Origin of the sequence: Cyclobacterium sp. 1_MG-2023 (assembly GCF_030546805.1) — a bacterium.
Lineage (GTDB): Bacteria > Bacteroidota > Bacteroidia > Cytophagales > Cyclobacteriaceae > Cyclobacterium.
In genome coordinates, this window is the sequence record NZ_JAUOPC010000004.1 from 369,374 (window position 1) to 395,536 (window position 26,163).

Annotated in this window: 22 protein-coding genes; 11 read left to right on the forward strand and 11 right to left on the reverse strand. The window is 38.1% G+C overall.

Features of this window, described 5'->3' with window-relative positions:
• Positions 1 to 14: 14 nt before the first annotated feature.
• From Q4534_RS08160 to rsfS, 5 genes are all read right to left on the reverse strand, one after another.
• A complete protein-coding gene (locus tag Q4534_RS08160; protein WP_303612674.1) occupies positions 15 to 449 on the reverse strand; it encodes a hypothetical protein in 435 nt (144 codons plus the stop codon).
• Positions 450 to 600: 151 nt separating this feature from the next.
• On the reverse strand, positions 601 to 1,434 hold the full coding sequence (locus Q4534_RS08165) for a hypothetical protein (protein WP_303612675.1): 834 nt from the start codon (positions 1,432 to 1,434) through the stop codon (positions 601 to 603).
• The gene (locus Q4534_RS08170) at positions 1,415 to 2,200 is read right to left on the reverse strand and encodes a UDP-2,3-diacylglucosamine diphosphatase (RefSeq protein ID WP_303612676.1); all 786 of its coding nucleotides are present in this window, start codon (positions 2,198 to 2,200) and stop codon (positions 1,415 to 1,417) included. The genes Q4534_RS08165 and Q4534_RS08170 overlap by 20 nt, the downstream gene beginning before the upstream one ends.
• A gap of 172 nt (positions 2,201 to 2,372) precedes the next feature.
• Positions 2,373 to 4,409 carry an ATP-dependent zinc metalloprotease FtsH gene (gene ftsH, locus Q4534_RS08175; protein ID WP_303612677.1) on the reverse strand — a complete coding sequence of 679 codons (2,037 nt, stop codon included), beginning with the start codon at positions 4,407 to 4,409 and terminating at the stop codon, positions 2,373 to 2,375.
• Positions 4,410 to 4,477: 68 nt separating this feature from the next.
• Entirely contained in the window at positions 4,478 to 4,831 is a 354-nt protein-coding gene (gene rsfS / locus Q4534_RS08180; RefSeq protein ID WP_303612678.1) for a ribosome silencing factor, read from the reverse strand.
• Between the two features lie 101 nt (positions 4,832 to 4,932).
• On the opposite strand from rsfS, the gene Q4534_RS08185 reads away from it, so the two are divergent.
• The 7 genes from Q4534_RS08185 to Q4534_RS08215 all read left to right on the forward strand — a co-directional run bounded on the left by Q4534_RS08185 (position 4,933) and on the right by Q4534_RS08215 (position 15,157).
• Entirely contained in the window at positions 4,933 to 5,694 is a 762-nt protein-coding gene (locus Q4534_RS08185; RefSeq protein WP_303612679.1) for a biotin--[acetyl-CoA-carboxylase] ligase, read from the forward strand.
• A gap of 66 nt (positions 5,695 to 5,760) precedes the next feature.
• On the forward strand, positions 5,761 to 7,080 hold the full coding sequence (gene ahcY, locus Q4534_RS08190; protein ID WP_303612680.1) for an adenosylhomocysteinase: 1,320 nt from the start codon (positions 5,761 to 5,763) through the stop codon (positions 7,078 to 7,080).
• Positions 7,081 to 7,469: 389 nt separating this feature from the next.
• On the forward strand, positions 7,470 to 7,859 hold the full coding sequence (locus tag Q4534_RS08195; protein WP_303612681.1) for a DoxX family membrane protein: 390 nt from the start codon (positions 7,470 to 7,472) through the stop codon (positions 7,857 to 7,859).
• 10 nt (positions 7,860 to 7,869) lie between these two features.
• Positions 7,870 to 8,535 (forward strand): Crp/Fnr family transcriptional regulator, encoded by a 666-nt coding sequence (locus Q4534_RS08200; protein WP_303612682.1) that lies wholly within the window; start codon positions 7,870 to 7,872, stop codon positions 8,533 to 8,535.
• Between the two features lie 161 nt (positions 8,536 to 8,696).
• Positions 8,697 to 12,806, forward strand: coding sequence for a two-component regulator propeller domain-containing protein (locus Q4534_RS08205; RefSeq protein ID WP_303612683.1), 4,110 nt, complete (start codon positions 8,697 to 8,699; stop codon positions 12,804 to 12,806).
• Positions 12,796 to 14,865 (forward strand): alpha-L-fucosidase, encoded by a 2,070-nt coding sequence (locus Q4534_RS08210; protein WP_303612684.1) that lies wholly within the window; start codon positions 12,796 to 12,798, stop codon positions 14,863 to 14,865. The genes Q4534_RS08205 and Q4534_RS08210 overlap by 11 nt, the downstream gene beginning before the upstream one ends.
• A gap of 127 nt (positions 14,866 to 14,992) precedes the next feature.
• Positions 14,993 to 15,157 (forward strand): DUF1328 domain-containing protein, encoded by a 165-nt coding sequence (locus Q4534_RS08215; protein WP_014021499.1) that lies wholly within the window; start codon positions 14,993 to 14,995, stop codon positions 15,155 to 15,157.
• 89 nt (positions 15,158 to 15,246) lie between these two features.
• Here the strand turns inward: Q4534_RS08215 and Q4534_RS08220 are convergent, their stop codons facing one another.
• On the reverse strand, positions 15,247 to 15,630 hold the full coding sequence (locus Q4534_RS08220; protein ID WP_303612788.1) for a DUF3037 domain-containing protein: 384 nt from the start codon (positions 15,628 to 15,630) through the stop codon (positions 15,247 to 15,249).
• On the reverse strand, positions 15,608 to 16,402 hold the full coding sequence (locus tag Q4534_RS08225; protein ID WP_303612685.1) for a HipA family kinase: 795 nt from the start codon (positions 16,400 to 16,402) through the stop codon (positions 15,608 to 15,610). Before Q4534_RS08225 ends, Q4534_RS08220 begins: the two co-directional genes overlap by 23 nt.
• 264 nt (positions 16,403 to 16,666) lie before the next feature.
• Between Q4534_RS08225 and Q4534_RS08230 the strand changes: the two genes are divergently transcribed.
• The 4 genes from Q4534_RS08230 to Q4534_RS08245 all read left to right on the forward strand — a co-directional run bounded on the left by Q4534_RS08230 (position 16,667) and on the right by Q4534_RS08245 (position 21,255).
• Complete coding sequence (locus tag Q4534_RS08230) at positions 16,667 to 17,239, forward strand: Crp/Fnr family transcriptional regulator (RefSeq protein WP_303612686.1); 573 nt, start codon at positions 16,667 to 16,669, stop codon at positions 17,237 to 17,239.
• A gap of 487 nt (positions 17,240 to 17,726) precedes the next feature.
• On the forward strand, positions 17,727 to 19,100 hold the full coding sequence (locus Q4534_RS08235; protein ID WP_303612687.1) for a TolC family protein: 1,374 nt from the start codon (positions 17,727 to 17,729) through the stop codon (positions 19,098 to 19,100).
• 19 nt (positions 19,101 to 19,119) lie between these two features.
• The gene (locus tag Q4534_RS08240) at positions 19,120 to 20,076 is read left to right on the forward strand and encodes an HlyD family secretion protein (protein WP_303612688.1); all 957 of its coding nucleotides are present in this window, start codon (positions 19,120 to 19,122) and stop codon (positions 20,074 to 20,076) included.
• A 6-nt stretch (positions 20,077 to 20,082) separates the two neighbouring features.
• Positions 20,083 to 21,255: an ABC transporter permease gene (locus Q4534_RS08245; RefSeq protein WP_303612689.1), complete on the forward strand. Its 1,173-nt coding sequence runs from the start codon at positions 20,083 to 20,085 to the stop codon at positions 21,253 to 21,255.
• An 80-nt stretch (positions 21,256 to 21,335) separates the two neighbouring features.
• Here Q4534_RS08245 and Q4534_RS08250 read toward each other — a convergent pair whose 3' ends face one another.
• From Q4534_RS08250 to Q4534_RS08265, 4 genes are all read right to left on the reverse strand, one after another.
• Entirely contained in the window at positions 21,336 to 23,390 is a 2,055-nt protein-coding gene (locus tag Q4534_RS08250) for a penicillin acylase family protein (protein ID WP_303612690.1), read from the reverse strand.
• Positions 23,391 to 23,473: 83 nt separating this feature from the next.
• Positions 23,474 to 24,301 carry a 4,5-DOPA dioxygenase extradiol gene (ygiD, locus tag Q4534_RS08255; RefSeq protein ID WP_303612691.1) on the reverse strand — a complete coding sequence of 276 codons (828 nt, stop codon included), beginning with the start codon at positions 24,299 to 24,301 and terminating at the stop codon, positions 23,474 to 23,476.
• Between the two features lie 638 nt (positions 24,302 to 24,939).
• Complete coding sequence (locus Q4534_RS08260; RefSeq protein WP_303612692.1) at positions 24,940 to 25,137, reverse strand: hypothetical protein; 198 nt, start codon at positions 25,135 to 25,137, stop codon at positions 24,940 to 24,942.
• On the reverse strand, positions 25,127 to 25,966 hold the full coding sequence (locus tag Q4534_RS08265) for a class I SAM-dependent methyltransferase (RefSeq protein ID WP_303612693.1): 840 nt from the start codon (positions 25,964 to 25,966) through the stop codon (positions 25,127 to 25,129). The genes Q4534_RS08260 and Q4534_RS08265 overlap by 11 nt, the downstream gene beginning before the upstream one ends.
• Positions 25,967 to 26,163 lie beyond the last annotated feature (197 nt).

Genomic DNA, 26,163 nt, shown 5'->3' on the forward strand with positions numbered 1-26,163 from the left:
AGCAAGTCCTTTTTTTATTCCTTTAATTTGGTTTGTTTATCGATTGTGCCATGAGGGTTGGCATAAATACTTTTGGTTTTATTGTATTTGGCATTGCCAACTTCCACAACAAAAATTTTGCTATTGAGATGGGTAAAATCATAATTTTTCTGAAGGCCATCATCTGGTGAAAGTTGGTCTTGCAAAATAAGATTTCCTAGGATGTCAAAAATTTTAACAGCGGTTGACTGTGTATTGGGTTCGTCTAGTATAAGTTTGAATTTTTTATTTCCCAATGATTGTAAATTAAAATTTACTGTAGGGGTATTCAGCTCCTTTGGGAATGAAATTTCCGTTTCAAAGGACCTGCTAACGTTCTGAGCCTCTGCCGAAAATCTCCCTAATTGGAAAAGTGCTAAAAAAAGGATTACAGATATTGTTAATTTTAAGGTATATTTTTCTACATTCATTAATATGCAAATAGCAAAGATCGATCCGAATAATTTTAAAAATTCAACTTTAATTAATATAATTTAACAAAATTATAACTAATAAGCGAACAATTGGCCCTAAAGCAATAAATATTGCTTTGTTTTATGTAAATGGTTGTATTGTGTTTTATTAGAAATCTTTTGGACGTTTATAAACAGTTAAAATCTTTTCGTTGGCTAAAGAAACATGTTGAGAAGTAAGGCCTAACTTATTAAAATTTCTTTCCTTAGGCAAAGCAAAAGATTGGGAAGTTTTTGTCAGGTAATTTATTTTGATCAATTGGCCTTCTTGGATCACATATACAAAATCCCCTTCAATTACAGGCCTATTGTGAGTGGTAAGAGGTATTTTTTCTATAAAGTTAGCTTGATTGTCAAAAATATACAGTCCATCTTCAGCTATTTGAAGGAATAGCAAATTATTTCTTTCGGTTAGTAAAACCACTTTGAGGTCATTCTGTTGAATAAGGACATTCAAAGCTTGGGTTTGCACAAGCTCATTGTTGCCAAGGCTGTACTTACTTAAATTAAGGTCTGACTCATCGTACATCCAAAGGCTATTGTTATTGCCGGGACAAGCCTGACTTATCCAACCTGAAGCAATTGTCTCATTAATGGATAGGCTGCTAATAGGGTTTAGAAACCTGTCCAAAAACTCAAATCGCTGCAACGCCGCACTAAAAAGAAAAATATTTACAGTATTGTAGGCATCTAAATTTGTGACAGGAGCACTTAATGATGTAGCCAATTCATTGACTAAATTTCCTGTTGCATCGTATTGAAAAAGGTAGCCTTGATTATCTGTAACAAAAATATTTCCTTGGTTGTTGGTGGCCACTTTATCTATTCCTGAAAGGGAAACTTCCCATAATTTGGTAAGGGCACTGTCTTGTCCGCAAACATTACCTGCCATACAGAGCAACAATAGGCATGATGAAAGCGCCCTAATTGGCCTTAATTGCATAACCATTGTATTGCTTAAGTTGAAAGCCTGCCCCATCAAATACGCCGTAATAACATTGATTCACCCATTCCCCCAGGTTGAAGTACACTGAAGTGTCGTTTATTGGTAAGTTTAATGGCAAGTGTCTGTGGCCAAATATATAGTAATCAAAATGTATTTTGTTTTCTATATCTCTGCTGTATTGAAATAGCCATTCTTGTTCTTTTCCTTTAAATTCATCTTCTTTTTTCAGCTCGTTCGATAGGCGACTGTTTTTGGACCAGGCTTGGGCTATTGCGATTCCAATATCCGGATGCAACCATTTGAACATCCATTTACATAAATTGCTGGTAAAAAACTTTTTGAGCAATTTGTATTTTCTGTCTCCCGGTCCCAGTCCATCTCCATGTCCTACGAGGAAACGTTTTTGATTAATTTCAATCTCTTGTGGGTGGTGAAAAACGGGTATACCCAATTCCTCGGAAAAGTAGTCCTTCATCCATAAATCGTGGTTTCCTGTGAAAAAGAACATAGGAATTCCTTTGCTTCTCATCATGGTTAGTTTGGCGAAGAATCTAAAAAATCCTTTGGGTATTACTTTTTCGTATTCAAACCAGAAATCGAATATGTCGCCTACAAAAAATACTGCAGCAGCATCTTCTTCGATTTCGTTTAGCCACTTAACTATTTTATCTTCTCTTTTTCTACTGCTAATGTCATCCGGGGTTCCAAGGTGAAAGTCTGAAACAAAATAGACCTTTTGAGATTGCTGTAATGTGATCTTCATAGTATTGTTGCTATTCGTAGCAATTTGAGATGGCGGCATGCTTTTTAAACGATCTGTTTTGTTTACAAAATTACTGTTTATTTACAAAAATAGCTTATAGACCATCAATATATCAAAAAAGGAGGGTTTCCCCTCCTTTAATTGATTGTAACTGTATCGTTTGAACTAGACCTTAGTCTTTGTTTTCTACTACATCCTCTTTTTTGTCATCCGCATCCGTAGCGTCGTCCTTAGGAGCTTCGATTGCTTTATCTTCGGTTTTTAGCTTGGTGAATTTTTCGTAGGTCGTTTCCTTGTCAAAAGGCCTCTTACCAATAAGTTCCTCCAAATCTGCTTGGAACAATATTTCTTTCTCCAATAATTCTTTGGCTATTATCAACAACTCATTCTCCCTTTCTCTTAGTAGGTCAAGTGTTCTGGAATAAGCAAATTCAATGAGTTTACGTACCTCTTCATCTATGGTCTGAGCTGTATTATCAGAGTAAGGTTTGTCAAATTTGTATTCACCACCTTTACTATCATAGAAAGAAACATTTCCAATTTTATCATTCATCCCATATACAGAGACTATAGAATAGGCCATTTTGGTGATCCTTTCAAGGTCACTTAATGCACCTGTAGAGATTTTGCCAAAAATGATTTCTTCAGCAGCTCTTCCTCCCAAAGCCATACACATCTCGTCTATAAGCTGTTCGGTTTGGTAAAGGAATTGCTCTTTCGGAAGGTATTGAGCATAGCCCAAAGCAGCAATTCCTCTAGGAACAATACTTACTTTCACCAATGGATCTGCATGTTCTAAGAACCATCCTGCAACAGCATGTCCGGCTTCATGGTAGGCAACGATCTTTTTCTCCTCAGGAGAGATGATTTTATTCTTTTTCTCTAAACCACCAATTACACGGTCTACTGCATCTTGGAAATCTTGCATATCCACCGCATTTTTGTTTCTTCTCGCCGCTATTAAAGCTGCTTCGTTACAAACATTGGCAATTTCTGCACCGGCGAATCCCGGAGTTTGGGCAGCTAATTTTTTCGGCTCTATATCATCTGCGGTTTTGATTGGTTCTAAGTGTACCTTAAAGATGGCTTCTCTACCAACAATATCGGGCTTATCTATGCTTATCTGGCGATCAAAACGACCTGCTCTAAGCAATGCGCTATCGAGTACATCCGGACGGTTGGTTGCCGCAAGGACAATAACCCCTGAATCAGTGCCAAATCCATCCATTTCTACCAATAGGGAGTTAAGGGTGTTTTCCCTCTCGTCATTGGATCCGGGCATTTGACCCTTTCCTCTGGACCTACCGATGGCGTCAATTTCATCAATAAATATGATACAAGGCGCTTTCTCCTTAGCTTGCTTAAAAAGGTCCCGTACCCTTGCAGCACCTACCCCTACAAACATCTCCACGAAGTCGGATCCGGAAAGTGTAAAGAAAGGAACTCCTGCTTCTCCGGCCACCGCTTTGGCGAGTAAAGTTTTACCTGTACCGGGAGGGCCTATAAGCAAAGCACCTTTTGGTATTTTACCACCAAGTTTGGTGAATTTGGCCGGTGTTTTAAGAAATTCTACGATTTCTTCTACTTCTTCTTTTGCTTCATCCAAACCTGCCACATTGTCAAAAGTGATTTTAACCTTGTTTTCAGCATCAAACAATTGGGCTTTGGACTTACCTACATTAAAGATTTGTCCTCCGGGTCCACTTGGGCCGGACATCCTTCGCATCATCATCCAGAAAAGGAAGAAAATTAAAATCAGGAAGCCGAAACTTGAAATCCAGTTGCCCCAACTCTCTTCCTCCTTGGCTGAATAGCCGATTCTTTGCTCTTCAGGTAGTTTTTCTTCCAGTTGAGAATAATTTTCAATAAAATTATCAACGGAAGCTATTTTAATTTTATAATGTGGTCCTGTAGGATTTGAAAACCTGTTCTGACTCTCCAATTCATCTTTATATCTTTGGTTTTCGAGTGCCTCCTCTTTTAAGGTGACTTCCACATAGTTTTGATTAAATATGACCGTTACTTTCTTAACGTCATTGCTTAAAACCATGTCCTCAAAACGCTTCATTGTAATTTCAACAGTGGCTGTGTTTTGATTAAACCAGGTAACACCGATAAGGACGATGACCGCAGTTATGATCAACCAAAGTTGAAAATTTGGTTTTTGGGGAGGTTTTGGAACAAATTTTTTAGATTTATTATTACTCATGTCGGTATTTTATAATGCTTGAATTTTTTTAAAACGAATTAGACAAAAGAAAGTTTTTATCCATGGTACTATTGGGGATTAATTTTGGTGATCTTTGCATCTCCCCAAAGTTCTTCCAACTGGTAAAACTCTCGCGTATCTTTTAAGAAAATATGAACGACAACATTTGCATAGTCCAGTAAGACCCATTGACGTGTGTTTTTTCCTTCACTCATCCAAGGTCTTTCTTTATTCGTTTTATAAACTTCTTCTTCGATTGCGTTGGAAATACCATCTACCTGTGTGTCGGATGTGGCTGAACAAATCACAAAAAAATCAGTCATCGTGCTAAAGATATCTCTCAAGTCCATCAAAACGATGTTAGAAGCTTTTTTATCTTCCATTCCTTTTACAATAACTTTGCACAGCTCTTCTGCCGTCATATATTTATTTATCGTGTAATTTAAATTTATTTACTTTGTTATCCATAACTTGAGATGAAACATTAAATATCCTGATTATGGGGTGAAATAACTAATAATAGATGCATAAAATCCTTGCCAATACTGTTTTTTTAGGAAAAGAAATTATAAACCTGACAGACTGTCACTCTACGAACGAAGTAGCGCTTTCTATGGTTCGATCAGGACTTATCAATGAGGGGGCTGTTCTCATTGCACATAATCAAAGTAGGGGCAAAGGGCAAAGAGGTAGCCAATGGGAGTCGTTACCAGGACTTAACCTGACATTCTCCTTGGTTTTATTTCCTTCCTTTTTATCCATCAATGATCAATTTATCTTGAATATGGCCATTGCTATTGGGGTTAAGCAAGGCCTCAATCGCTACGTGAATGACATAGCGGTGAAATGGCCGAATGATTTTTATTACAAGGGGAAAAAGCTGGGAGGAATGTTGCTTGAAAATCGTTTAAAAGGTCAATATTTGGATCACTCCATCATTGGCCTGGGCATCAATGTCAATCAGACAGATTTTAAGACTAAAGGAGCCATATCATTAAAAGATATTTTAGGAAAGGAGTTGGATTTGAATGAAGTCTTGAGTGAAATTTTAAAACATATTGAAATATGGTACCTTCATTTGAAAACTGAATCATTTAAATCCATCAAAGAAACTTATCAAAACACGCTTTATTTGTTTGATAAGTGGGCTACCTATGATGATGGAGAGATTTTTTCTGGTAAAATAACCGGGGTAGGGAATTTTGGCCATCTGGAAATGCGTAAACAAAATGGAGAACATATTCGTTATGAGCTAAAACAAATTAGACTAATTAGAAATGACTAATTTTCATTTGTGTTTACTAATACCTAAATTTGACAAAATTTTCCTAGAAACTATATAATTTCAAATATGTCAGCAACGAAATCACAGGAATACGTTCAATACAAAGTAAAGGATATTTCTCTTGCCGAATACGGTCGAAAAGAAATAAGACTTGCTGAAAGTGAAATGCCCGGATTAATGTCCCTTAGAGAAGAGTTTGGGAAATCCCAGCCTTTGAAAGGTGCAAGAATTGCGGGTTGTCTTCACATGACAATTCAAACTGCAGTATTGATCGAAACTTTGGTCGCTTTAGGGGCTGAGGTTACCTGGTCTTCTTGTAATATTTTTTCTACTCAGGATCATGCGGCAGCAGCAGTGGCGGCAGCAGGTGTGAGTGTATATGCATGGAAAGGACTTTCCGAAAAAGACTTTGATTGGTGCATTGAGCAAACCTTATTCTTCGGTGAAGAGAAAAAGCCTTTGAATATGATTTTGGATGATGGTGGAGACCTGACCAATATGGTATTGGACAAATACCCTGAATTGGTAGCCAATATCAAAGGACTTTCTGAAGAAACCACGACAGGAGTACATAGGCTTTATGAAAGGATGAAAAATGGTACCTTGCCAATTCCTGCGATTAATGTAAATGACTCTGTTACCAAGTCTAAGTTTGATAATAAGTACGGTTGTAAGGAGTCTTTGGTGGATGCCATTAGGCGTGCAACAGATGTTATGATGGCCGGAAAAGTAGCCGCTGTAGCAGGATATGGTGATGTTGGAAAAGGGTCTGCAGCCTCTCTTCGTGGAGCCGGTGCAAGAGTCATCGTTTCTGAAGTGGATCCAATTTGTGCTTTGCAGGCGGCAATGGACGGTTTCGAAGTTAAGAAAATGATTGACGCAGTTAAAGAAGCAGATATCGTGGTTACAGCTACCGGAAATAAAGACATTATTACTGAAGCACACTTCAGGGCCCTTAAAGACAAAGCCATCGTTTGTAATATTGGCCATTTCGACAATGAAATTGATATGGCATGGTTGAATGAGACTTATGGCAATACCAAAGACGAAATCAAACCTCAGGTAGATCTATACAATGTAGATGGTAACGACATCATCGTTTTGGCTGAAGGAAGACTAGTGAATTTGGGCTGTGCTACAGGTCACCCTTCTTTTGTGATGTCCAATTCATTTGCTAATCAAACTTTGGCACAACTAGAATTGTGGAACAATACCGACCAATACAAGCCGGGAGTTTATATGTTACCTAAACATTTGGATGAAAAGGTAGCTGAATTGCACCTTAAGAAATTAGGCGTTGAATTGGATCAATTGTCAGAAGACCAAGCAGAATATATTGGAGTGGCTCCTCAGGGACCATTTAAGCCTGATTACTACAGGTATTAATAGATCCTATTTTCTCATTAAGAAAGCCTCAACCATTGTATTATGGTTGAGGTTTTTTGTTTTAATGATTACGAGAGCTTTGAAGAATGTAGGGAAGCTTTAAGTAGCTAGTACTAAAATAAGATAGCATGCTTTACCTGCTTAAGGTAAAGCCATTATTATTTTTAGATGCTTTCTGCCAATATTTATTTATTCTCCTTAAGAATTACTTAATATTAGATGAGAAAAGTTTGGTGCTGTATTTTAGCCAACTATTTTTAGCCGGGTTCGTGAAAAAAGTAGCATTATAAGTCTTTCTTTAAAGCGAATTAAAAAAAACACAACCTAAGGGACTGATTAGAAGTAAAACTTTGTTAATTAGACTTCTTAAATTTAATAATACAGGTAATATGAAATCAGTATCTTATTTGATGGTAAGGTTAGGGATTGGCATTAGCATGCTGGGCCATGGCTTGGTAAGGATTCCAAAACTTAAGACTTTTAGCGAAGGGATGATCAATAATTTTCAGGACTCCTTACTTCCTGAGTTTTTACTTATCCCTTTTAGTTTTGCGCTTCCTTTTATAGAGTTTTTACTGGGAGTACTTCTAATTATCGGTTGGCAAACTAAACGGGCAGCCATAGGAGGGGGATGTATAATGCTGGCTTTAATTGCAGGTACATCATTGATTGAAAACTGGTCGGCTTTGCCTTCTCAGATGATTCATTTATTGTTTTTTGTATTGGTTTATGAATTTAATGAAGCCAATACTTTTGCATTGGATAGGACAAAGGAATAAGTAAAGAGAAATGATTACAAAAGAAAACTTAAACAGTTACTTGACATTTTTTTCTGATTCTAAACTTTTAGCCGCTTTAGGCAATGAAGGGAGAATTTTAGAAGTAAAAAGCGGGGATGCGATAATCGAACCCGGTCAATTCATCAAGATGGTTCCAATTTTATTAAGTGGAAGCATTAAGGTTTTGCGCTTGGATGAAGAGGGCAGGGAGCTATTATTGTACTATATAGATCCGGGAGAAACCTGTGCTTTATCCTTAACTTGTTGCTCATCTTACAGGCCTAGTGAAATTAGGGCGGTGGCAGAGGAGGATTGTGTGATTCTCAGTGTGCCTGTGGATAAGCACGAAAAATGGACAGAAGAGTTCAAGCAATGGAAGAATTACGTAACTGATTCTTATCGAATAAAATTTCAGGAATTGTTAAAAACCCTTGATGCAGTTGCTTTCAAACGCATGGATGAAAGGTTGATGCGGTATTTGGTTACAAAAATGAAGCAATTGAAAACCAACGAACTTTCGACAACCCATCAGGAGATAGCCAATGAATTGGGGACATCAAGAGAGGTGGTTTCAAGATTGCTTAAACAGCTAGAGAAAAAGAAATGGATTGAATTGGGCAGGAATGTCATTTATATAAGGGATGATTTTGAGGAATTGATTACTCATATGAATTGATCAATTAAGGCGCTTTTTTTTTGAGTAAATCCTTCTGAAACGGATGCAAAGGATATTATAAATCCAACGGAAAGGCCCCGGCTATAAATGGTTGTAAATAGTCAGGAGCTATTTTGCTTTGGGTGATTTTTATTTTACTTTTTAGTCATTATCTTAGTTTTATGATTCGATGGCATCTTTTGCTCTTTGCTGTATGTTCTGTTTTTTCAAATCTTTTAGCGCAAGAGTATAATTTAAGAAAGCTTCAAACAGAACAAAAGCTATCTAACGATCATGTACAGGCGATTTTTAAAGATTCTGATGGGTATATGTGGTTTGGGACCAGTAATGGGCTAAACCGATACGATGGTACCACCATAAAAACCTTTTTTGCAGATAAAAGTGATTCAAGCGCATTATATGGCAATGATATTTATGATCTTTTTGAGGGGATAGAAGGAGACCTTTGGCTAAAGAATGAGGATTCTATATTTAACGTGTACAGTAAAAACAAAGGTGTTTTTATCAGAGATTTTGGTATTATCAAAGATCGGTACAAATTAAAAAGTAAAGAGGTTAGTAAAATCTATGTGGATTCACAAAAGAGGTTTTGGTTTTTGCACCCATTCGATGGATTGACGTTGTATTTACCTGAAAAGGATGAATCAAAATTTTTAATAAGTAAACCTTCCGAATCGGCTAGTTTGAGTCACAATAATGTTTCGGATATTCAAGAAGATTCAAACGGTAATATCTGGTTGGTTTATGACAATGGTTCAGTAGACATTCTGTCAGGAGAATCACTAAAAATTATAGGCCATTTTGAAATAGAGGATGTGATTGGCCAAAACAAGAGGTTTAATTTTAGGATTAAGCTTGATAAGCAAGGAGATGCTTGGGTTTTCTGTCCTAATTTTGCTTTGGGAGTTTATTATTTAAACCAAAAAACAAAGACCATAAAGGCAATCAATGAAGATTCGAAGGGTTTAAAATTGAACAATTCATTGGTGAAGACAGTAATGCCCCGTTCCAATGGTGAGGTATGGATAGGGACAGACCATGGGGGAATTAATATAATAAATGCAGATAAAAGTAAAGTACGCTACCTGTTAAATCAGCCTGATAATCCCTACTCCCTATCCCATAATGCGGTCTATGCATTGTTTGAAGATGATCAGGGCATCGTATGGATAGGCACCCACAAAAATGGTGTAGAGTTATTTCATCCGGATTTTAGCAGATTTGGACTGGTAAAAAGAGAAATAGATCTTAGTCAGCCTTATCCAATGAACGATGTCAACGCCTTTGAAGAAGATGCCGAAGGAAACATTTTTATCGGAACCAATGGGGGAGGTCTATGGCAATATACGCCCGAAAATGGTGCAATTACAGATGTTGTAACACTGGGAGAAACCTTGCTCCCTATAGATTTGGTGGTCGTGGACTTATTGACAGATAGTGAGGGAGTGCTATGGATAGGTACTTATCAGAATGGTTTGTATGCTTATAACGGTGACTCCTTGATACATTTTGATCCGGGAATGGAGAGAAATGCCGGAACATTGAAAGACAATAATGTTTGGAATATCTATGAAGACAGTAAAAATCGATTGTGGATAGGTACACTTAGAGAGGGGCTTTTTTTATACCAGAAAGAAGAAAAAATTTTTGTGCAGTTTACTGAAGCCGGGGATGGGCTGGCGCTGAAAAATCTCTACATCACCGGAATAACAGAAGATAAGCATGGAAATATTTGGTCTGCGGGGATCAAAGGAATTGATGTCTTTAACCCTGAAACCGGCTATTATCGATATTTTCCGGGAGGTATAGGAGATGAATCAGGATTAAGTAGCAATGAAGTATCAGACCTTATCAAAGATAATTCCGGAATGATTTGGGTCAGTACCCACAAAGGTCTTTGCTATTTCGATGAGCAGACATCTCAATTTGTCGTTTTTGACCAATCGGATGGATTAAAAAATGAATTCTTGGTCAGCTTGGTGGCGGATTTTCTAGGAAACTTGTGGATAAGTTCCCAAGAGGGCATCATTCATGCGATGATCGATAGGTCGGGGCCTAAACTGAAAGCTGATTTTAGGTTGTTCAATGCAAGGGATGGTCTTCAAGGAGATTATTTCAATAAAAATGCAATGTTCATTGCTGAAAAAGGAGATATATATTTTGGAGGTTCTGATGGCTTCAATTTTGTAGATCCCTCTACTTTTTCTTTCCATGAGGATGAGCCTCAGCTGGTTTTTTCTGCCTTTTCGCTATTCAACCGGCCGATATCTGTTAATGAGGGGGTAAATGGGCGGATTTTATTGAAAGAACCTTTGGATAAATCTCGGAGCATCCAATTGAACCATGATGAGAATATTTTTTCTGTTTCATTTTCTTCAATGAATTACCTTAATCCGGAAAAAAGTAGCTTTCAATATAAATTAGAAGGGTTTAGTAATGATTGGACCAATCTTTCCGAACCTCCATTTGAAGTAACCTTTACAAATTTGGATCCAGGAAAGTACCAATTATTGGTAAAAGCTTCCAGCATAGATGGTATTCCGGGTTCAGAGGCAGCATCCTTAGATATTGAGGTTTTGGCTCCTTTCTGGAAAACCGGTGTAGCCTATCTTATTTATTCAATATCATTTGTTCTATTAATGGTTGTCTTGTGGCGGTGGTTTGTTAACAAAGAAAGGCTAAGGCTTAGAAGACAGGGTGAAATCAAAGAGATCCAAAGGCGGGCAGAATTAGATCAAATGAAAAGTAAGTTTTTCACCAATGTAAGCCACGAGTTTAGAACCCCGCTTACCTTGATTTTGGCTCCTATAGATAAATTAAGAGAGGAGTATGGTGAAAGTCCTACCAATTTTCATCTGAAAACAATTCAGCAAAATGCCCATAAATTATTGACGCTTGTTAACCAATTAATGGATCTAAGAAATATTGAAATGCAAACCCTACAATTGGTAAAGGCAGAAGGTGATATTATTGCTTTGATTAAGGAGCAGGTGTTTGCTTTCCAAAGTCTAGCGATTAATTCCAATATTGATTTGTCTTTTAGTACTGAAATTGAAAAATTACCTTGTTCATTTGATTCAGATAAAGTTGAAAAAATCATCAATAACTTATTGTCCAATGCCTTTAAGTTTACCTGTGAAGGGGGGAGGATTGAGGTAGGATTAAGTTTCAAGCAGGAAGAATCCCATCAAGGAGTTTTGACAATCTTTGTAAAAGATTCGGGAATTGGCATACCCAAACATCTACAGAAAAGGGTCTTTGAGAGGTACTATACCACCAATGCCAACCAAAATCAGGGAACAGGAATTGGTCTATCTTTGGTAGATGAATTTACCAAAATGCATGGTGGAAGTGTTGGTTTGGATAGTGAAATAGGATATGGAACAACATTTACGGTAAAGCTTCCTCTAGAGCTAATGACAGGATTCAAACCGATGGGCGATAAACCTTTTCTTTCCGATGGGGAGGATCCGGAAGATGAAATACCGAAAGAGGTGATAGAACAAAAGCCAAGACTTCTTCTGGCGGAAGACAATGCAGATCTTCGCCAATACCTCTATGAGGTCTTAAAAGAGGATTATTTAATTGACCAAGCTGCCAATGGTGAAAAAGCTTTAAAAATAGCGCTAGATAAAATACCCGATATTATTCTTTCAGATATTATGATGCCTGAAATGGATGGCGTAACCTTGTGTAAGCATGTCAAAAATAACCTTAAAACCTCTCATATTCCTGTAGTATTATTGACCGCAAAAACTGCTGAAGAAGCCCATTTATCAGGAATGGTATCCGGATGCAACCTTTACCTAGAAAAGCCCTTTAACCTGGCGCTCCTTCGTTCAGGTTTGCAAAATCTTCTGGAGGAAAAAAATAGACTCCAACAACATTACCAGAAAGTGATTTCTGTGCAAACCAGTGAGCCGGAATTAGAGTCACTGGATGATAAATTGATACAAAAAGCCATAGCTTTGGTAGAAAAGGAAATAGAAAACCCAGATTTTTCTGTGGAGACCCTTAGCAAAGAACTAGGCATGAGCAGAATGCATTTGTATAAAAAATGCAATGCCATAACCGGGCAAAGTCCCTTAGAATTTATTCGATCCATTCGTATGCAAAGGGCTGCCCAACTCTTAAAATTAAACCAATTTTCGGTTTCAGAGGTGGCATATCAGGTAGGGTTTAATAATGCTAAGTATTTTTCAAAGCACTTTAAAAGTTATTTTGGTACTTTACCTTCTCAATATCAAAAACAAAACAAAAATGATGCGTAACCAATTACTATTTGTTCTTGCTCTTGTGCTTTTGGCCAGCTGTCGCCAAGGCGAAACTGAGCCCATATCTCCCGTCCATCCTATTCCGGATGAAAGGCAACTGGCTTGGCAGGGGTTGGAATTTTATGCCTTTGCACATTTCAATATGAATACTTTCACCAATATGGAGTGGGGCATGGGGGATGAGGATCCTTCGTTGTTTAATCCCACAGATTTTGACCCTAAACAGTGGGCGAAGGTCTGTAAAGAGGCAGGGATGAAAGGGATCATTATTACAGCAAAGCATCATGATGGTTTTTGTCTTTGGCCTACAGCTACCACGGAGCATTCGGTAAAAAATGCAGCATGGAAAGATGGTAAAGGGGATATTATCAAGGAGGTGTCTGAAGCATTCAGAGCTGAAGGGCTAAAATTTGGTGTGTATCTTTCCCCTTGGGATAGAAACCACCCTGACTATGGTACTCCGAAATATGTATCAGTTTTCAGGGAACAACTGCGAGAACTTTTGACCAATTATGGGGAAATTTTTGAAGTCTGGTTCGATGGTGCAAATGGAGGTACCGGCTATTACGGTGGCGCCAATGAGGAGCGAAGGGTAGATAAAAAGAATTACTACGACTGGCCCGGGACAATTGAAATTGTAAGAGAACTTCAGCCCAATGCCGTAATCTTTGGAGATGCAGGCCCGGATGTTAGGTGGGTTGGCAATGAACATGGCTTTGCATACCCCACCACTTGGTCCAATCTAATGAGAGACTCAATCTATGGAGGAATGCCGGAATATTCAAAGAAATATTCTCCCGGTCAGGAAAATGGCACCCATTGGGTGCCTGCAGAAGCGGATGTATCTATCCGTCCGGGTTGGTATTACCACGCCTACGAAGATCATAAAGTAAGGTCACTTCCGGAATTGTTGGACATATATTATAACAGTATTGGTAGAAATAGCTCCCTATTATTGAATTTCCCTGTCGATAAAACAGGACAAATCCACGAAAACGACGTGCGACAACTTAATAAATTGGTGGAAAAAGTTAAAGAGGATTTTAGCCGGAAGATTCCATTGGAAAGCAGTAACCTTTCTGCTTCCTCTGAAAATGGTAAGTTCACGGTAGACAATTTACTTCAATCGGAAATGGAAACATTTTGGAATCCCAAATCGGGTGAACTGCCGGCTACAGTAACCATAGATTTTGGTGCGGAACAAACATTTAACCGCTTTTTGGTGCAAGAGAATATTTCTCTAGGACAAAGGGTAAAGTCTTTTACGCTTGAAATCAAAAATGAAGATGGCCAATGGGAATCTTTGGCCAAGGAGACCACCATAGGTTATAAAAGAATACTTAGGTTACCGGATACAAAAACATCAGCAGTGAAATTCACCATTCTTGATGCCAAAGATAGCCCGGTTATCAGTCACCTTGCCTTTTATAACGCGCCTAAATTATTATTACCTCCAACAATTGCTAGGGATAAAAATGGTCTGGTAAGTTTTGACTTTAGTGAGGATGGCTTGGAGGCCTTTTATAGTTTGGATGGAAGTGACCCCAAATCCGGAGGTGTTGCTTATAAAGAAAACTTTGAACTCCTCCAGCCCGCTACATTAAAGGCAGTCTCCAAAGATCCGGTAACAGGTGAATTTAGTGAGCCGATCACCATCGCTTTTTCTTTGGCCAAGAAAAAGTGGAAGGTAATTGATCCTGAAAAGGATCCCAATCATTTGATAGACGACAACCCATCTACCAATTATATCAGTAAGCAAAACAAGGCAAGCATAGATCTGGGAGAAAATCAGGAAGTTTCAGGCTTTACTTATTATCCCATACAAATCAGGTACATGTCCGGTCTGATCAAGGATTTTGAATTTCATACAAGTATAGATGGCAAAAACTGGCAAAAAGCGGTGTCCGGGGAGTTTGGAAATATAGCCAATAGTCCCATAGAACAACAGGTGGAATTCGAACCCCGAACAGCAAGGTATATTCGATTGATTGCAAAAAGTACGACTGATGGCCAATCCGCTACTTTTGCTGAAATAGGTGTATTGTTAACTGAATAAATCAAAAAAGTAGCTTAATCGCACAAAATATGCCCCAATAATGGCTTAGCTGGTATTCCCCAATTTAATGGATTGGTTTTTGTATTTAGTTGATTAAATAAATTTTAAACCAAAAACCACTGATATTATGTTGACATGGGTAATTACATTTCTTGTTGTAGCTTTAATCGCCGCGGTATTGGGTTTCGGAGGAATTGCCTCCGGATTGGCCTCAATTGCTAAAGTTATCTTTTATATATTTATTGTTCTATTATTGATAAGCCTCGTGGCAGGCGGCGTTAATGGCTTTTAAATTGAAATCCCACCCGAGAAATGTTAACGGGTGGGATTTTTTTTTAAGTCGCCGGATAGGAAATGGAAGGATTCGGCTATTATTTTTTATTACATCACATACTCTTCAAATAAATGTTGAAGGGTTTTGTTAAGGTCTTTACTAAGTCCGGGATGGGGTCTGGAAGTCTGAATTACAGAACTTCTTACAGCTGTGAGCCATCTGAACCTGGAAGCAAGATCCAAACTGGCTATTTGTCCACCATTACTTTCCCCTTTGCAAACCTTTTCAAAGGATTTTAAATTTTCAAGGATCATTTCCAAATCTGCATCCGGATCTAAAGCCCTTATTTTTTTCTGGCATAGATGGATTTTCACTCCCAGAAAACCACTTTTGTGGTCGCACAAAATGACTCCAACATTTACAAATTCCTCACGCTCCACTCTTGGTACAACCCGGAGGATGGCATATTCATATAAGTGATTTTCTTGCATCATTGGTTTCTTTGGTGAATTGATCTGCATAGGACAATCTTAGCATTAGAAAATTGGCATAAACTGTTCTTAATTCCGCTGCATTGTCCCCATCTCTTCCTGCTAATAACCACTCATCAGGTATCAAAGAAACAATGGCGTTAATCTTATCCTCATTTAAAATAGAAGTAAATTCATCATTGACCTCAGCCAAACTTTCAGCTTGCTGGAGTAGCACATGGTTGGTAATTATGGGAAATGACTTGGTTGCATTTTCTTTCCATCTCGTCCATCCATGCTGAAATAAAAATGCAGCCCCATGGTCGATGAGCCAAAGCTCTCTATTCCACATCAGCATATTTGTGTTCCTAAAGGTCCGGTCTACATTGGTGATAAACAGGTCTAACCATACAATTTTGGAGGCTAAGAGCGTATCAACTTTTGATGCTACCGGATCATAGTTTATCGCTCCGGATAAATAATGCAAAGCTAAATTTAATCCTTGGCTTCCTTTTAGCAAATCCTGGATTTCCTCGTCACCTTCAGATCTCCCAAAGGCCGGGTCCAGGTTGGCGAATACCAATTCAGGAACCTTAAGACCAAGTAATCGGGCAATTTCTCCTCCAAGAAGTTCTGCAATAAGCGCTTTTTCTCGTTGCCCAGCACCTCGGAATTTAAGAACATACTTAAAACCATCATCCGCAGCAGCTAGTGCAGGAAGAGAACCACCTTCTCTTAAGGGTTGCATGTATCTGGTAACATTTACCGTACGTAATTGTGGTTTTTGTTCCATAATTATTTCATAAATGGGTTTGTATGGAAATAGGTTAGGTCCTACACTTGCGCAATTTCGCAACAATTAATTCGCTAAACCTGAAATAGCAGATAGAATTTTATAAAAAGGACCAAGGTTTTATGAAATGCCATCAATTTATAATTTTGAATCTTTAGTAGGAGTGTGGGGTTTAGCGCTTAATTCCTTGGGAAATTTTGTAATTTCACTTTTAATAAAAACGCCTCTTTTTTGTACAACGATTTCTCTACATCAAAATTATTTATGAATATTTCTGACTTTTTAAAAGCATTGGTACCTTTTACAAACGATGAGTTAAATGATATCCTTAAACATTTTAAAAAGGAAACTGTTCCGAAGAACCAAATTCTTGTACACCAGGGAGAAGTTTCCAAAACTTTGTATTTTATTGAGAGTGGCTTGGGTAGGAGTTATTATCTTAATCAAGCAGGAAAAGAGATTACCCAATGGTTTTTTGGTAGTGGGAAGTTTATGGCCAGTGCAGATAGCTTTTTTCAGCAATGCCCAAGCTTGTATTATATAGAGATCTTGGAAGATGCTGTGATATATAGTATAACAAAAGAGAAGTTGGATGAATTATTCGATACCTATCCCAAAATGGAAAAGTTGGGCCGGCTTGTCACTACAGAAATGCTTACCAAGGTAGTGAATAAATTGAATGCCATTCAGTTTCAAACGGCCAAAGAGCGGTATGAATACATGTTGGCTGAGTTTCCTGACATTGCTTATCAAGTTCCCTTAGGACATATCGCATCTTATTTGGGAATGACACAAGAAACCTTAAGCCGTATCAGGAAAAGCAATTCGAGTAAATAGGTTATAATTGAAAAGTTTTTATCGAAATCGGTCACTCTTGACAAAATAAAATACCAGGCTTTTTCGGGCCTTCAAAGGTTATGGTTTTTGGAGCAGGGTGGAAGGCGTTAAAAAAAAGAGTTAGCTCCTTAAAGAGATCCACTCTTTTTTAGCCTGTAATCCTGCTCCAAAAATCAAATGATGGAAACGTAAATGGACTTTAATCCTCATTTTTATCCATCATTTGAAATAAGATTTGACAGCCTTGATTTTTTTGGTTCGTTTTTTCATCATAGCCTGCCCTGAAGCGTAACAACTCAGGGGAAAAAATGAACAGGTCAAACAAGCTTTAACTGCATGTTTGACCTGTTGATTAATAGTTAATAAAGAAAAGATACAATTTTAGAATATTCGCCCGACATAATTTACATTTCACTTTTTGACATAGGTCAAAAGAAAGCTGCTCCTGTTCCATGATCTTTGTATGGTAATAAATAAACCATTTTCAATGAAAAGATACAAAGGAGCATTAGCGGTTCTATGGATTGTGCTTTTAACGGTTATCCCATCGGTAACTAAAGCACAAGACTTAGACCCAATACTAAAAGGCTTGATAAGCAAAGGGCTTAATAAAAATCATGGCCTTAATGGTAAACGTATGGATGCGGAGCAAGCCCAAGTTGACCAAAAATTGGCAAAATCGGTGTTCTTGCCCAAAATCACATTAAATGGTAGCTATACCCATTTAAATGATGACATTACTTTTGATGAAAATACCAAAACTTTATTGACCGAAACCCAAAAGCTGGTTATCAAAGATGCCATAGGGCTACCTTTTAATTCAACTTTTCCAAATACCATTCCACTTCAAGAAGTTCCGGTGTTACAAAATCAAAATATACTCAGGTCATCGGTTGACCTAGATTGGGTATTGTTCAGTGGGCTGGAAGCAAGCAATGCATTACAGGCGAGCAAACACAAAGAGGCATCCTTGAATTATGTGGGAATGGCAGAAGAGGATAAAATTGCTTTACAAATCATAGAAGCTTATGATAAACTTGCCTTGGTAAAAGCTTCCAAGAAGGTACTTACAACGACAGAGAATTACTTAAACGAACAAGTTTTTTATGTCAATAAGGCCATTGAAAATGGTTTAGCCACGCCTATAAGCAGGAATAAAATAGCATTGGCAAAACAGCAATTGGAAGCCAAGAAGCTTGAATTTGAACATAACAATACCCTATTAATAGAGGTGCTACACCAACTGACCGGAGAAAGTAGGGTGGATTTAAGATTGCTTAATCCACAATTACATGCTTTTGCTGTAAATACGGATTCAAATACGGAGAAGCGTTATGAAATAAAGGCTTTAGAAGAAGCTGAAAAGGCCACCCAATACCAGGCCAAAATGCTAAAGAGCAATTTTATTCCTAAGGTTGCTTTAAAAGGACATTATGAATTTTTAGAAGAGAATTTATCGCTGCTAGACCCCAAATGGTATGTTGGTGTTGGACTTAAATGGAATGTGTTTGATGGCAATCAATCCCGATTAAAAAGAAGAAAAGTTCAGCTGGAGTCTGCTAAGTATAGGGAACAAATAGCAGAAGCAAATGAAATGATTTCTTTAGGCATATCCAAAGCTGAAATAAGCTACGAATCGGCCTTAATGAATACCAAAATAGTGCAAAAGGAAGTAGACCTGGCCAATGAAAACTATGAGATGGTGAATACGCAATACAAAAACAACTTGGCTTCAATCAACGATGTATTGGATGCTTTGAATGATGTAGAAAAAGCCAATTTCAAGTTACAAGAGTCCTACTTTAAGGAGAGAAGAGCAGTAGCAGATCTGCTTCATGCCAAAGGAATACTTAATTACTAACCCTCAAAAAAACAAAAAAATGATTAACTATAAAAATACAATATTAGGCTGTTTTGCACTCCTCGCATTAGGTTCTTGCCAAAAGGAAGAGATCACTCCAAATAGAGGAAAAGTTAAATTTGAAACCATTTCAGTAAGCAGCAAACTTGCGGGAAGAATTGATAAAATTTTAGTAAAGGAAGGTCAAACCGTCCGGAAGGGCGATACTTTGGCTATTATAGATATTCCTGAAGTGCAGGCTAAAATGATGCAGGCAGAAGGGGCCATAATGGCAGCTCAAGGTCAGTTAAACATGGCCTTTAACGGTGCTACGGTGGAGCAGTTGAACCAAATAGAAGGCCAACTAAATGCCAGTAAAGCGCAGTTGGATTTTGCTCAGGAATCGTATAATCGATTGGAAGCCATGTACAAGGATTCATTGGTTACCCAACAACAATTTGATGAGGTAAAGATGAAGTTAAACATGGCCAAAGCTCAGGTGGCGGCCTTAACAAGCAAAAGAGATGAAGTGAGAAAAGGCGCCAGAGAGGAACAAATAGAACAAGCTAAAGGTCAGTTGGATCGAGCGAAAGGGGCTAGGGAAGAAGTTGTTTCAGCTTCTTTAGAGCAATATGTTATTGCTCCTGCCGATATGTCTTTAGAAACGATTAGCGTGGATGAAGGTGAGTTGGCAACCCCCGGGTTTACCCTTTTTAATGGGTATAAAACCAACAGCCTTTATTTTAGATTTACAATTCCTGAATCAAAGATTTATGATTTTGAAGTGGGCCAGAATTTAACCCTTGTCAATCCATATAACCATGATGAAATCGACGCTAAGGTTATAGCCATTAAGCAACTTGCCAAGTATGCGGACATAACAAGTACTGCTCCCCTGTATGAATTGTCCGAGTCCATATACGAATTAAAGGTTGTGCCTACATCAGATGTATCAGCACAAAAATTCTACATCAATGCGACATTCCTTATAAAATAAAAAAAGATGAAAAAATTCATAGGTTTATTGAAGCTGGAATTTAAGCGTATTTTTTCTAACAGTGTGTTAATGGCCATCTTCTTTGGGGCACCCATTGGATACGGTATCTTGTTTGGTTATGTGTATCAACAAGCCAAAGTAAAAGATTTGCCCATAGTTATTGTGGATCAGGATCAAAGTCCTGCTACGGATAAGATAATTGATGCTTTTGAAGACAATGAGGGTTTGCATGTGAAAGATGTACGACCAGTGCCGGGAAATATTAAAAGCGAAATGCCAAGCAATCAGTATATCGCTGTCATTACTTTGCCAAATGGTTTTGAGAAAGACCTTTTGCAAAAAAAACATCCTGAAGTTCGGGTTGACCTAAATATGGCAAATATTTTAAATGCCAATACGGCGAGCAACCAAATCAATACCGTATTGATGACCATCAATGCTGGAATTGAAATAGAAGGGCTTAAAAAACAAGGTCTACATCCGGACCAGGCGATGGCTAGTTATGAAAGCTTTAAAATAAATTTCAACAAGCTTTATAATTCTACGGGTAACTATGTGACTTTTATGCTGCCCGGATTGCTTGCGGCCATTATGCAACAAATCATCTTTCTGGCAATGGCCTTGGTGTTTTCTAGAGATTTCGAAGATGGGTATTTTGGTAAACTAGTAAAAGAAAGCAAATCTTCAATTTACCACATTCTCTTAAAAGCAACGCCATTTTTGCTTATGCTTCCTTTTATGTGGTTGATTATAAGTTTGTTATTGTCCTTTTTTAATGTTGGAGTGGATATTTTAAATCTTCCCATGCTGGTGTTGACCACTTTGTTAACTTTTGCTTCCATGTTTATTGGTATGTTATTTTCTATAGCTATTCCAAGCCAGTTGAAAGCGACAGAGTTGTTAATGGTGATTTCTACACCGGCATTTATCTTGAGTGGATTTACCTGGCCTACCTCAGCGATTCCAGAGTTAATTACCAATGTAGCCCATTTTATTCCCGTAACTCAATATTTGAGTGGCTTTAGAAAAGTGGCCTTTTATGGAGGGGACTTAGCTTCAATTGGCCCTGAAATAAGGGTGTTGGTAGGTATAATTATAGTGGCCATTGTAGCCATGGCTGTGCTCTTGCAGGTTAAAATAAACCGATTGGCGAAAATCAGCAATAATCAATTGGATTAATTGACCGTTTTTTTAATTCCCACTTAGGAAGAAGAAATGGGGGTATCGGTGCATTTTGCAACAATACCCCCAATGGCTTACTACTGCATACTACTAAATTTTTCATGCTTTTCTAAATTCTTTAATTGGTCTTCCCTTTTGAGCCACACCTTTCTAAGCTTCTTTTTGGAAAACAGCTCCAATTGGTCACCTACATGTGGGTTGCCGGGTTGAGTGGCGTTGCCATAGGACATCAGGGCCTTGGCGGTAATCTCATCACCAAATTCAGTTGCGCAAACGTAGGTCTCACCATGGGCGGCAAAGAATTGCCCATTTTCCTCCGGGGAATAATTCATGGTTCTGAAAATACCTAAATTACCGGCTCCACCATTACCTCCAAAGCTATAGTTTCCAACCTTTAGCCGGTAAACTTCACCATATGCAATCGAAAGCTTACCATAAGTTTTGATGTGTTTTTCAACAGCCTTTTTTAAGGAAGAGACCACCGATTGCTCATCTTTTAGCTTGGTTGGCGTGTTCAAAGGATCACCGAAATTCCATTCCACTTCAAATGTTCCTTTACTGCCCAATTCCTTGGCGAATAAGCTGAACAATACCGGACCATTACTTTTGGTCTCGAAAGCACCATCCCAACTGAGCAATATTTCTAAACCTTCCTTCGTCAAGCTATCCAGCTCACTGGGATCGATTTTGCTTAAATCTTCTTTTAGCCTTAGAAAATATTCTGATTTTGTATCGTGTTTCAAAGCTATAAACTCTTCTAAACTGAGGTTTTCTGCATCTTTAATCAACAAAGCTGAACGCTGGGGTCTGAATCCCATGGCGTTTGGAGCCATATGAGAAGGGTAATCCTCAGGACTAATGGCGGCAGGAATGGTGCTGGTATAGGGAGGGTCATTGGCATTTTGAATCCAGCCATTTTTAGGGTTAAGGTAGGAAGGAACTTCCTTTGAGGAATAGTAGCCCTGCCACAAATCATCGCTGGAAGTACTGGAAACGATGTTTTGCCATTTTTTCCAGTCTCCATTTTTCTTAGGGACATTTCCACCAAAATGATAGAGGATATTGTTTTCCTTGTCACTATAAATCACATTAAACAGTGGGAGGCCATTCATTTTTAGTGCTTCTTGAAATTGTCCGAGCGATTGAGCCTCTCCCATAGCTAGCCACTGCCCAATGATATTGAGTTTTCCGTCACTATTTGGCCACTTCATGGCAATCGCTTTGTTTTCGCCTTCCTTCACCACCATACCAAACTCAGACTGCTTTCTTAGCACTACAATTTCCCTGCTTCCTGCCTCCGTTTTTTCAGTTATTAGGAGGCTGTCTATGGTGAAGTCGTGATATTTATTGTCGAGTTGATACTGCCCATTTTTAAGGGTAAGTTCGTATAGATCCACATTATCCAAGGTGTTGACGGTATGGGTCCAGCCCAAGTTTTTATTAAAACCTATACCAATGGTTGGTAGGCCCACCAGGGTGGTCCCATATAAATCATTGGTGCCGGAAATTAAATGTGCTTCAAAAAACAACCAGAAATCATTCCAGTTTAGGTGTGGATTGGCCATTAGCATGCTGTTTCCTGAAGCAGTTTTACTTCCATTGATGGCCCAACCATTTGATCCCGGGGTCCAATTATAGGCTTTTCGAATATTGCGGTTGACGAGAAACTCAAGGTAAAATACCCTGAAGGTATGTTGAAGGATGTCCTCAGGTTTTACCGGGAGGACTACTTTGAATTTTTCCTCCAGCTCATTGAGGTTTTTTTGGGCATAGGCATTAATACCTTTGGCAAAGGCAATTAAAACGTCTTTTTCCTTTTGTGGTAATTGGGCAAAAGATCTTCTGGAAGCAGCCAAAACCCCTAACTGATGCAATAGCTTGTCTCGTTCAATATTTTCACCCCAGTATTCCCCGGATTTTGCCCGGCCTTCTCCATATAGTTTTAGCATCAAATTGCCATGGTTGTGCATTTGTGCCCAGCCCATCATATAATAAAGGTTGTTGTCCGTGCTGGCATAAATATGAGGGATGCCCCATCTGTCCCAAAGAATCTCATCGCTTTGCGGTTTTGAGCCGGTTAAAGCTGTACCTAAAACAATTGGAACAATTAGAATAATGAGTTTCTTGAACATAAAAATTTACTTTTTAATAGTGAATAGACTCCAGTCAATATTCTTGTAAGAATGGACCAACCCATATAAGAATTGACTGCTGCTTAATCGAATTTTACTGAAGTCATAGACAAGGAGCCCCCCACGGGTTGGTCATTAAACAAGCTTGTATTGTCTCGATTATGTTTGAGTGCTAAAGTATAGAGCAAAGGCAAATAATGTTCTGGAGTTGGTATAGCCAGATCAAAAGCTGTTCCCTGTTTTTTAAAATTTATCAATTTTTGAAAATCTCCATTTAATATCCAGGTTTTCATTTTTTCATTGGCTTCCATGGCCCAATCGAAGGCATATGGCTCTCCCTGTAGTTTGTCCCATGCAACCTTACCTAAATTATGAACCATATTCCCACTACCAATGATTAAAACTCCTTTTTGACGCAACTGAGATAACTCCTTCGCCAATTCGAAATGGTGTTTTGGCGGCTTGGTATAATCCAAACTCATTTGAATGGTGGGTATTTCTGCATTGGGGTAAAGGTGTTTAACGACACTCCATGTGCCATGATCTAGTCCCCAGTTTTTGTCCAGTCCTATTTTGGTTTTTGTGATTAAATCTTTTGTTTCCCGTGCAAGGGAAGGGCTTCCGGGGGCCGGGTATTGTACGTCAAATAATGCCTGAGGAAAACCGCCAAAATCATGAATGGTTTTAGGTTTCTTCATGGCAGTCACATAGGTGCCTTTGGTTTCCCAATGGGCAGAAATACATAAAATAGCCTTTGGTTTAGGGATTTCTTCTCCGATTTTTTTAAAGTTTGCGACAAAGGTGTTTTCTTCTATGGCATTCAGAGGGCTGCCGTGTCCTAAAAATAAGACAGGCATTTTTTGCGCATTGGAAAACGAGCCGGAGAGTTTGTTTAAAGCTTTTAAGTGCATTGATTGAATGATTATTGGGTGGCATTTAAGTATTCATAGGGGTGAGGATTGCTTTGAAAAAGAGCTCCCCTATAAATATACTCCTTGTTTCCAATAATGGGTTACTTGGGTTTTGGAATATGTAGAATATTAAGAAAAAAAATGATAAATATGAAGCTTTTTTTTGCTTAAGATAGTGTTAAGATTTTGTCAGTATTGTTGCAGAAAAAAAAGCAACAATACCGCCAAAATCAGTTGGCGTACTTACCATTTTGCAGGGGCTATTTCCCCTGCCTACAAAAATGTCACCCCTGACCGGGGTTTTATGCTTTCATGTATTTAAAGAGTAGGTTAATAAGAAAGCAACAGTTTTCCAAAAAAAAATAATGTGGAGGAAAAGAAGTAATTTCTAGTTTGAATTTTAGGTGGTCGAAGTTTTGTCAGTAATGTTGCAGAAAAAGGCAACAATACCGCCAAAATCAATTTTCGTTAAAACATTTAGCCAGGGGTTATTTACCCCTAGCTAAATAAATTACCTATGAACGTAATTTTATGCATTGAATAAGGTTCAATATTAAGCGCATTCAAAGGGTTGGAATGAAAAGTAGAACCATGAAATAGAAATTCCCCTGATCCTTCAGGGGGAATTACACAGGGTTTTATTTTTTCTTTGTCTTCATAAGCGAATAATTACAGACTCCTTTGCGCTCGTATTTGATTTTATTTTCGGATAGGAGCAAAGCCAATATAGCTTGGGTTTTTTGCTCATCAAGACCAATTTGTTCTCCCAAATCTATTTCATTGTGCTTTCCTCTGTTTGCTGACAATGCTTGGAAGTATTGTACTTTATTTTTCATAGGGCGATTTTTTTTTAATTGCGATCATCATATGTGGACTAAAAGGCAGTAGGTTGCCATCCTTTTCAGTTAGCTGAATTAGTTCTAACAATGTTTTTCTTCTTTCACTATTTTCCATGTTGGCAAAATAATTCTTGTCTAACCAGGCCATACCTTCCACTGCATAAGTATTCAAATGGATAAATCCCTGACTCAAAAACTCTTCTTCGAGCTGCGGGGGATTGTGATAATAAGCTTCAGCCAATAACCATGGAAAATCAAGGGGTGGGTTGTGTATTCCTGAAGTTAATTCTTCTTTGCACATTTCGAAAAATGATTTTTTGTGAATCAAACCATTTAGTAGGCCTACCAAAGTTGAGGCCGTATAGTTGATTGCAAAACCCAAAACAATACCGTTGTTTTTTAAAACCCGTTTTGCTTCACGAACCGTTAATTCCCTGTCTTCCTTTTTTTGAAGGTGGTAAAGTGGTCCGTGGAGAATGATTAGGTCAGCGAAATTATTTGGAAATTCTAATTTTCGAGATTCTCCTTGATGTACATGAAATTTATTGCCCCGTTTATTAGCTCTTTTTAAGGCGATTTTAATGTGCTTATCAACCGGTTCTACCATATGAACTTTATGTTCTTTTTGCGCAAGCCATGCTGAATATTTTCCGGTACCGCCACCAACATCGATGATGCAGGAAGAAGTAGCAGGCAGGTATTTGGCGATAAGTGATTTTGTTCTTTCAAATTCAAATAAGCCCATACCTTTGTCCAGTCGGGTTTCTTCAGAAGCTTTGGTGTAGAAATGGTTGATGCTTTTATTGATGAACTGTTTACTTTTCATTTTAAATATAAATGTCCTGCAGATCTATAAATGTTGAAAACATTTAAAATCAATGCGACAATTGATTAAATAATTAAAAAGGGTGTGATTATCTGTTCATAGGAGATCAGGAGATTCCCATGGAGCAATTGCTCGTCAAACGAGTTTGCCTTTTAAAAAAGACACAGATGATATGTTGATTTCAGTAAAACAGATGA

What these genes read in the sequence shown, in the direction of transcription:
- Q4534_RS08160 (WP_303612674.1), bottom strand. Translation starts at nt 449, where the DNA reads ATGAATGTAGAAAAATATACCTTAAAATTAACAATATCTGTAATCCTT.
- Q4534_RS08165 (WP_303612675.1), bottom strand. Translation starts at nt 1,434, where the DNA reads ATGCAATTAAGGCCAATTAGGGCGCTTTCATCATGCCTATTGTTGCTC.
- Q4534_RS08170 (WP_303612676.1), bottom strand. Translation starts at nt 2,200, where the DNA reads ATGAAGATCACATTACAGCAATCTCAAAAGGTCTATTTTGTTTCAGAC.
- ftsH (WP_303612677.1), bottom strand. Translation starts at nt 4,409, where the DNA reads ATGAGTAATAATAAATCTAAAAAATTTGTTCCAAAACCTCCCCAAAAA.
- rsfS (WP_303612678.1), bottom strand. Translation starts at nt 4,831, where the DNA reads ATGACGGCAGAAGAGCTGTGCAAAGTTATTGTAAAAGGAATGGAAGAT.
- Q4534_RS08185 (WP_303612679.1), top strand. Translation starts at nt 4,933, where the DNA reads ATGCATAAAATCCTTGCCAATACTGTTTTTTTAGGAAAAGAAATTATA.
- ahcY (WP_303612680.1), top strand. Translation starts at nt 5,761, where the DNA reads ATGTCAGCAACGAAATCACAGGAATACGTTCAATACAAAGTAAAGGAT.
- Q4534_RS08195 (WP_303612681.1), top strand. Translation starts at nt 7,470, where the DNA reads ATGAAATCAGTATCTTATTTGATGGTAAGGTTAGGGATTGGCATTAGC.
- Q4534_RS08200 (WP_303612682.1), top strand. Translation starts at nt 7,870, where the DNA reads ATGATTACAAAAGAAAACTTAAACAGTTACTTGACATTTTTTTCTGAT.
- Q4534_RS08205 (WP_303612683.1), top strand. Translation starts at nt 8,697, where the DNA reads ATGATTCGATGGCATCTTTTGCTCTTTGCTGTATGTTCTGTTTTTTCA.
- Q4534_RS08210 (WP_303612684.1), top strand. Translation starts at nt 12,796, where the DNA reads ATGATGCGTAACCAATTACTATTTGTTCTTGCTCTTGTGCTTTTGGCC.
- Q4534_RS08215 (WP_014021499.1), top strand. Translation starts at nt 14,993, where the DNA reads ATGTTGACATGGGTAATTACATTTCTTGTTGTAGCTTTAATCGCCGCG.
- Q4534_RS08220 (WP_303612788.1), bottom strand. Translation starts at nt 15,630, where the DNA reads ATGCAAGAAAATCACTTATATGAATATGCCATCCTCCGGGTTGTACCA.
- Q4534_RS08225 (WP_303612685.1), bottom strand. Translation starts at nt 16,402, where the DNA reads ATGGAACAAAAACCACAATTACGTACGGTAAATGTTACCAGATACATG.
- Q4534_RS08230 (WP_303612686.1), top strand. Translation starts at nt 16,667, where the DNA reads ATGAATATTTCTGACTTTTTAAAAGCATTGGTACCTTTTACAAACGAT.
- Q4534_RS08235 (WP_303612687.1), top strand. Translation starts at nt 17,727, where the DNA reads ATGAAAAGATACAAAGGAGCATTAGCGGTTCTATGGATTGTGCTTTTA.
- Q4534_RS08240 (WP_303612688.1), top strand. Translation starts at nt 19,120, where the DNA reads ATGATTAACTATAAAAATACAATATTAGGCTGTTTTGCACTCCTCGCA.
- Q4534_RS08245 (WP_303612689.1), top strand. Translation starts at nt 20,083, where the DNA reads ATGAAAAAATTCATAGGTTTATTGAAGCTGGAATTTAAGCGTATTTTT.
- Q4534_RS08250 (WP_303612690.1), bottom strand. Translation starts at nt 23,390, where the DNA reads ATGTTCAAGAAACTCATTATTCTAATTGTTCCAATTGTTTTAGGTACA.
- ygiD (WP_303612691.1), bottom strand. Translation starts at nt 24,301, where the DNA reads ATGCACTTAAAAGCTTTAAACAAACTCTCCGGCTCGTTTTCCAATGCG.
- Q4534_RS08260 (WP_303612692.1), bottom strand. Translation starts at nt 25,137, where the DNA reads ATGAAAAATAAAGTACAATACTTCCAAGCATTGTCAGCAAACAGAGGA.
- Q4534_RS08265 (WP_303612693.1), bottom strand. Translation starts at nt 25,966, where the DNA reads ATGAAAAGTAAACAGTTCATCAATAAAAGCATCAACCATTTCTACACC.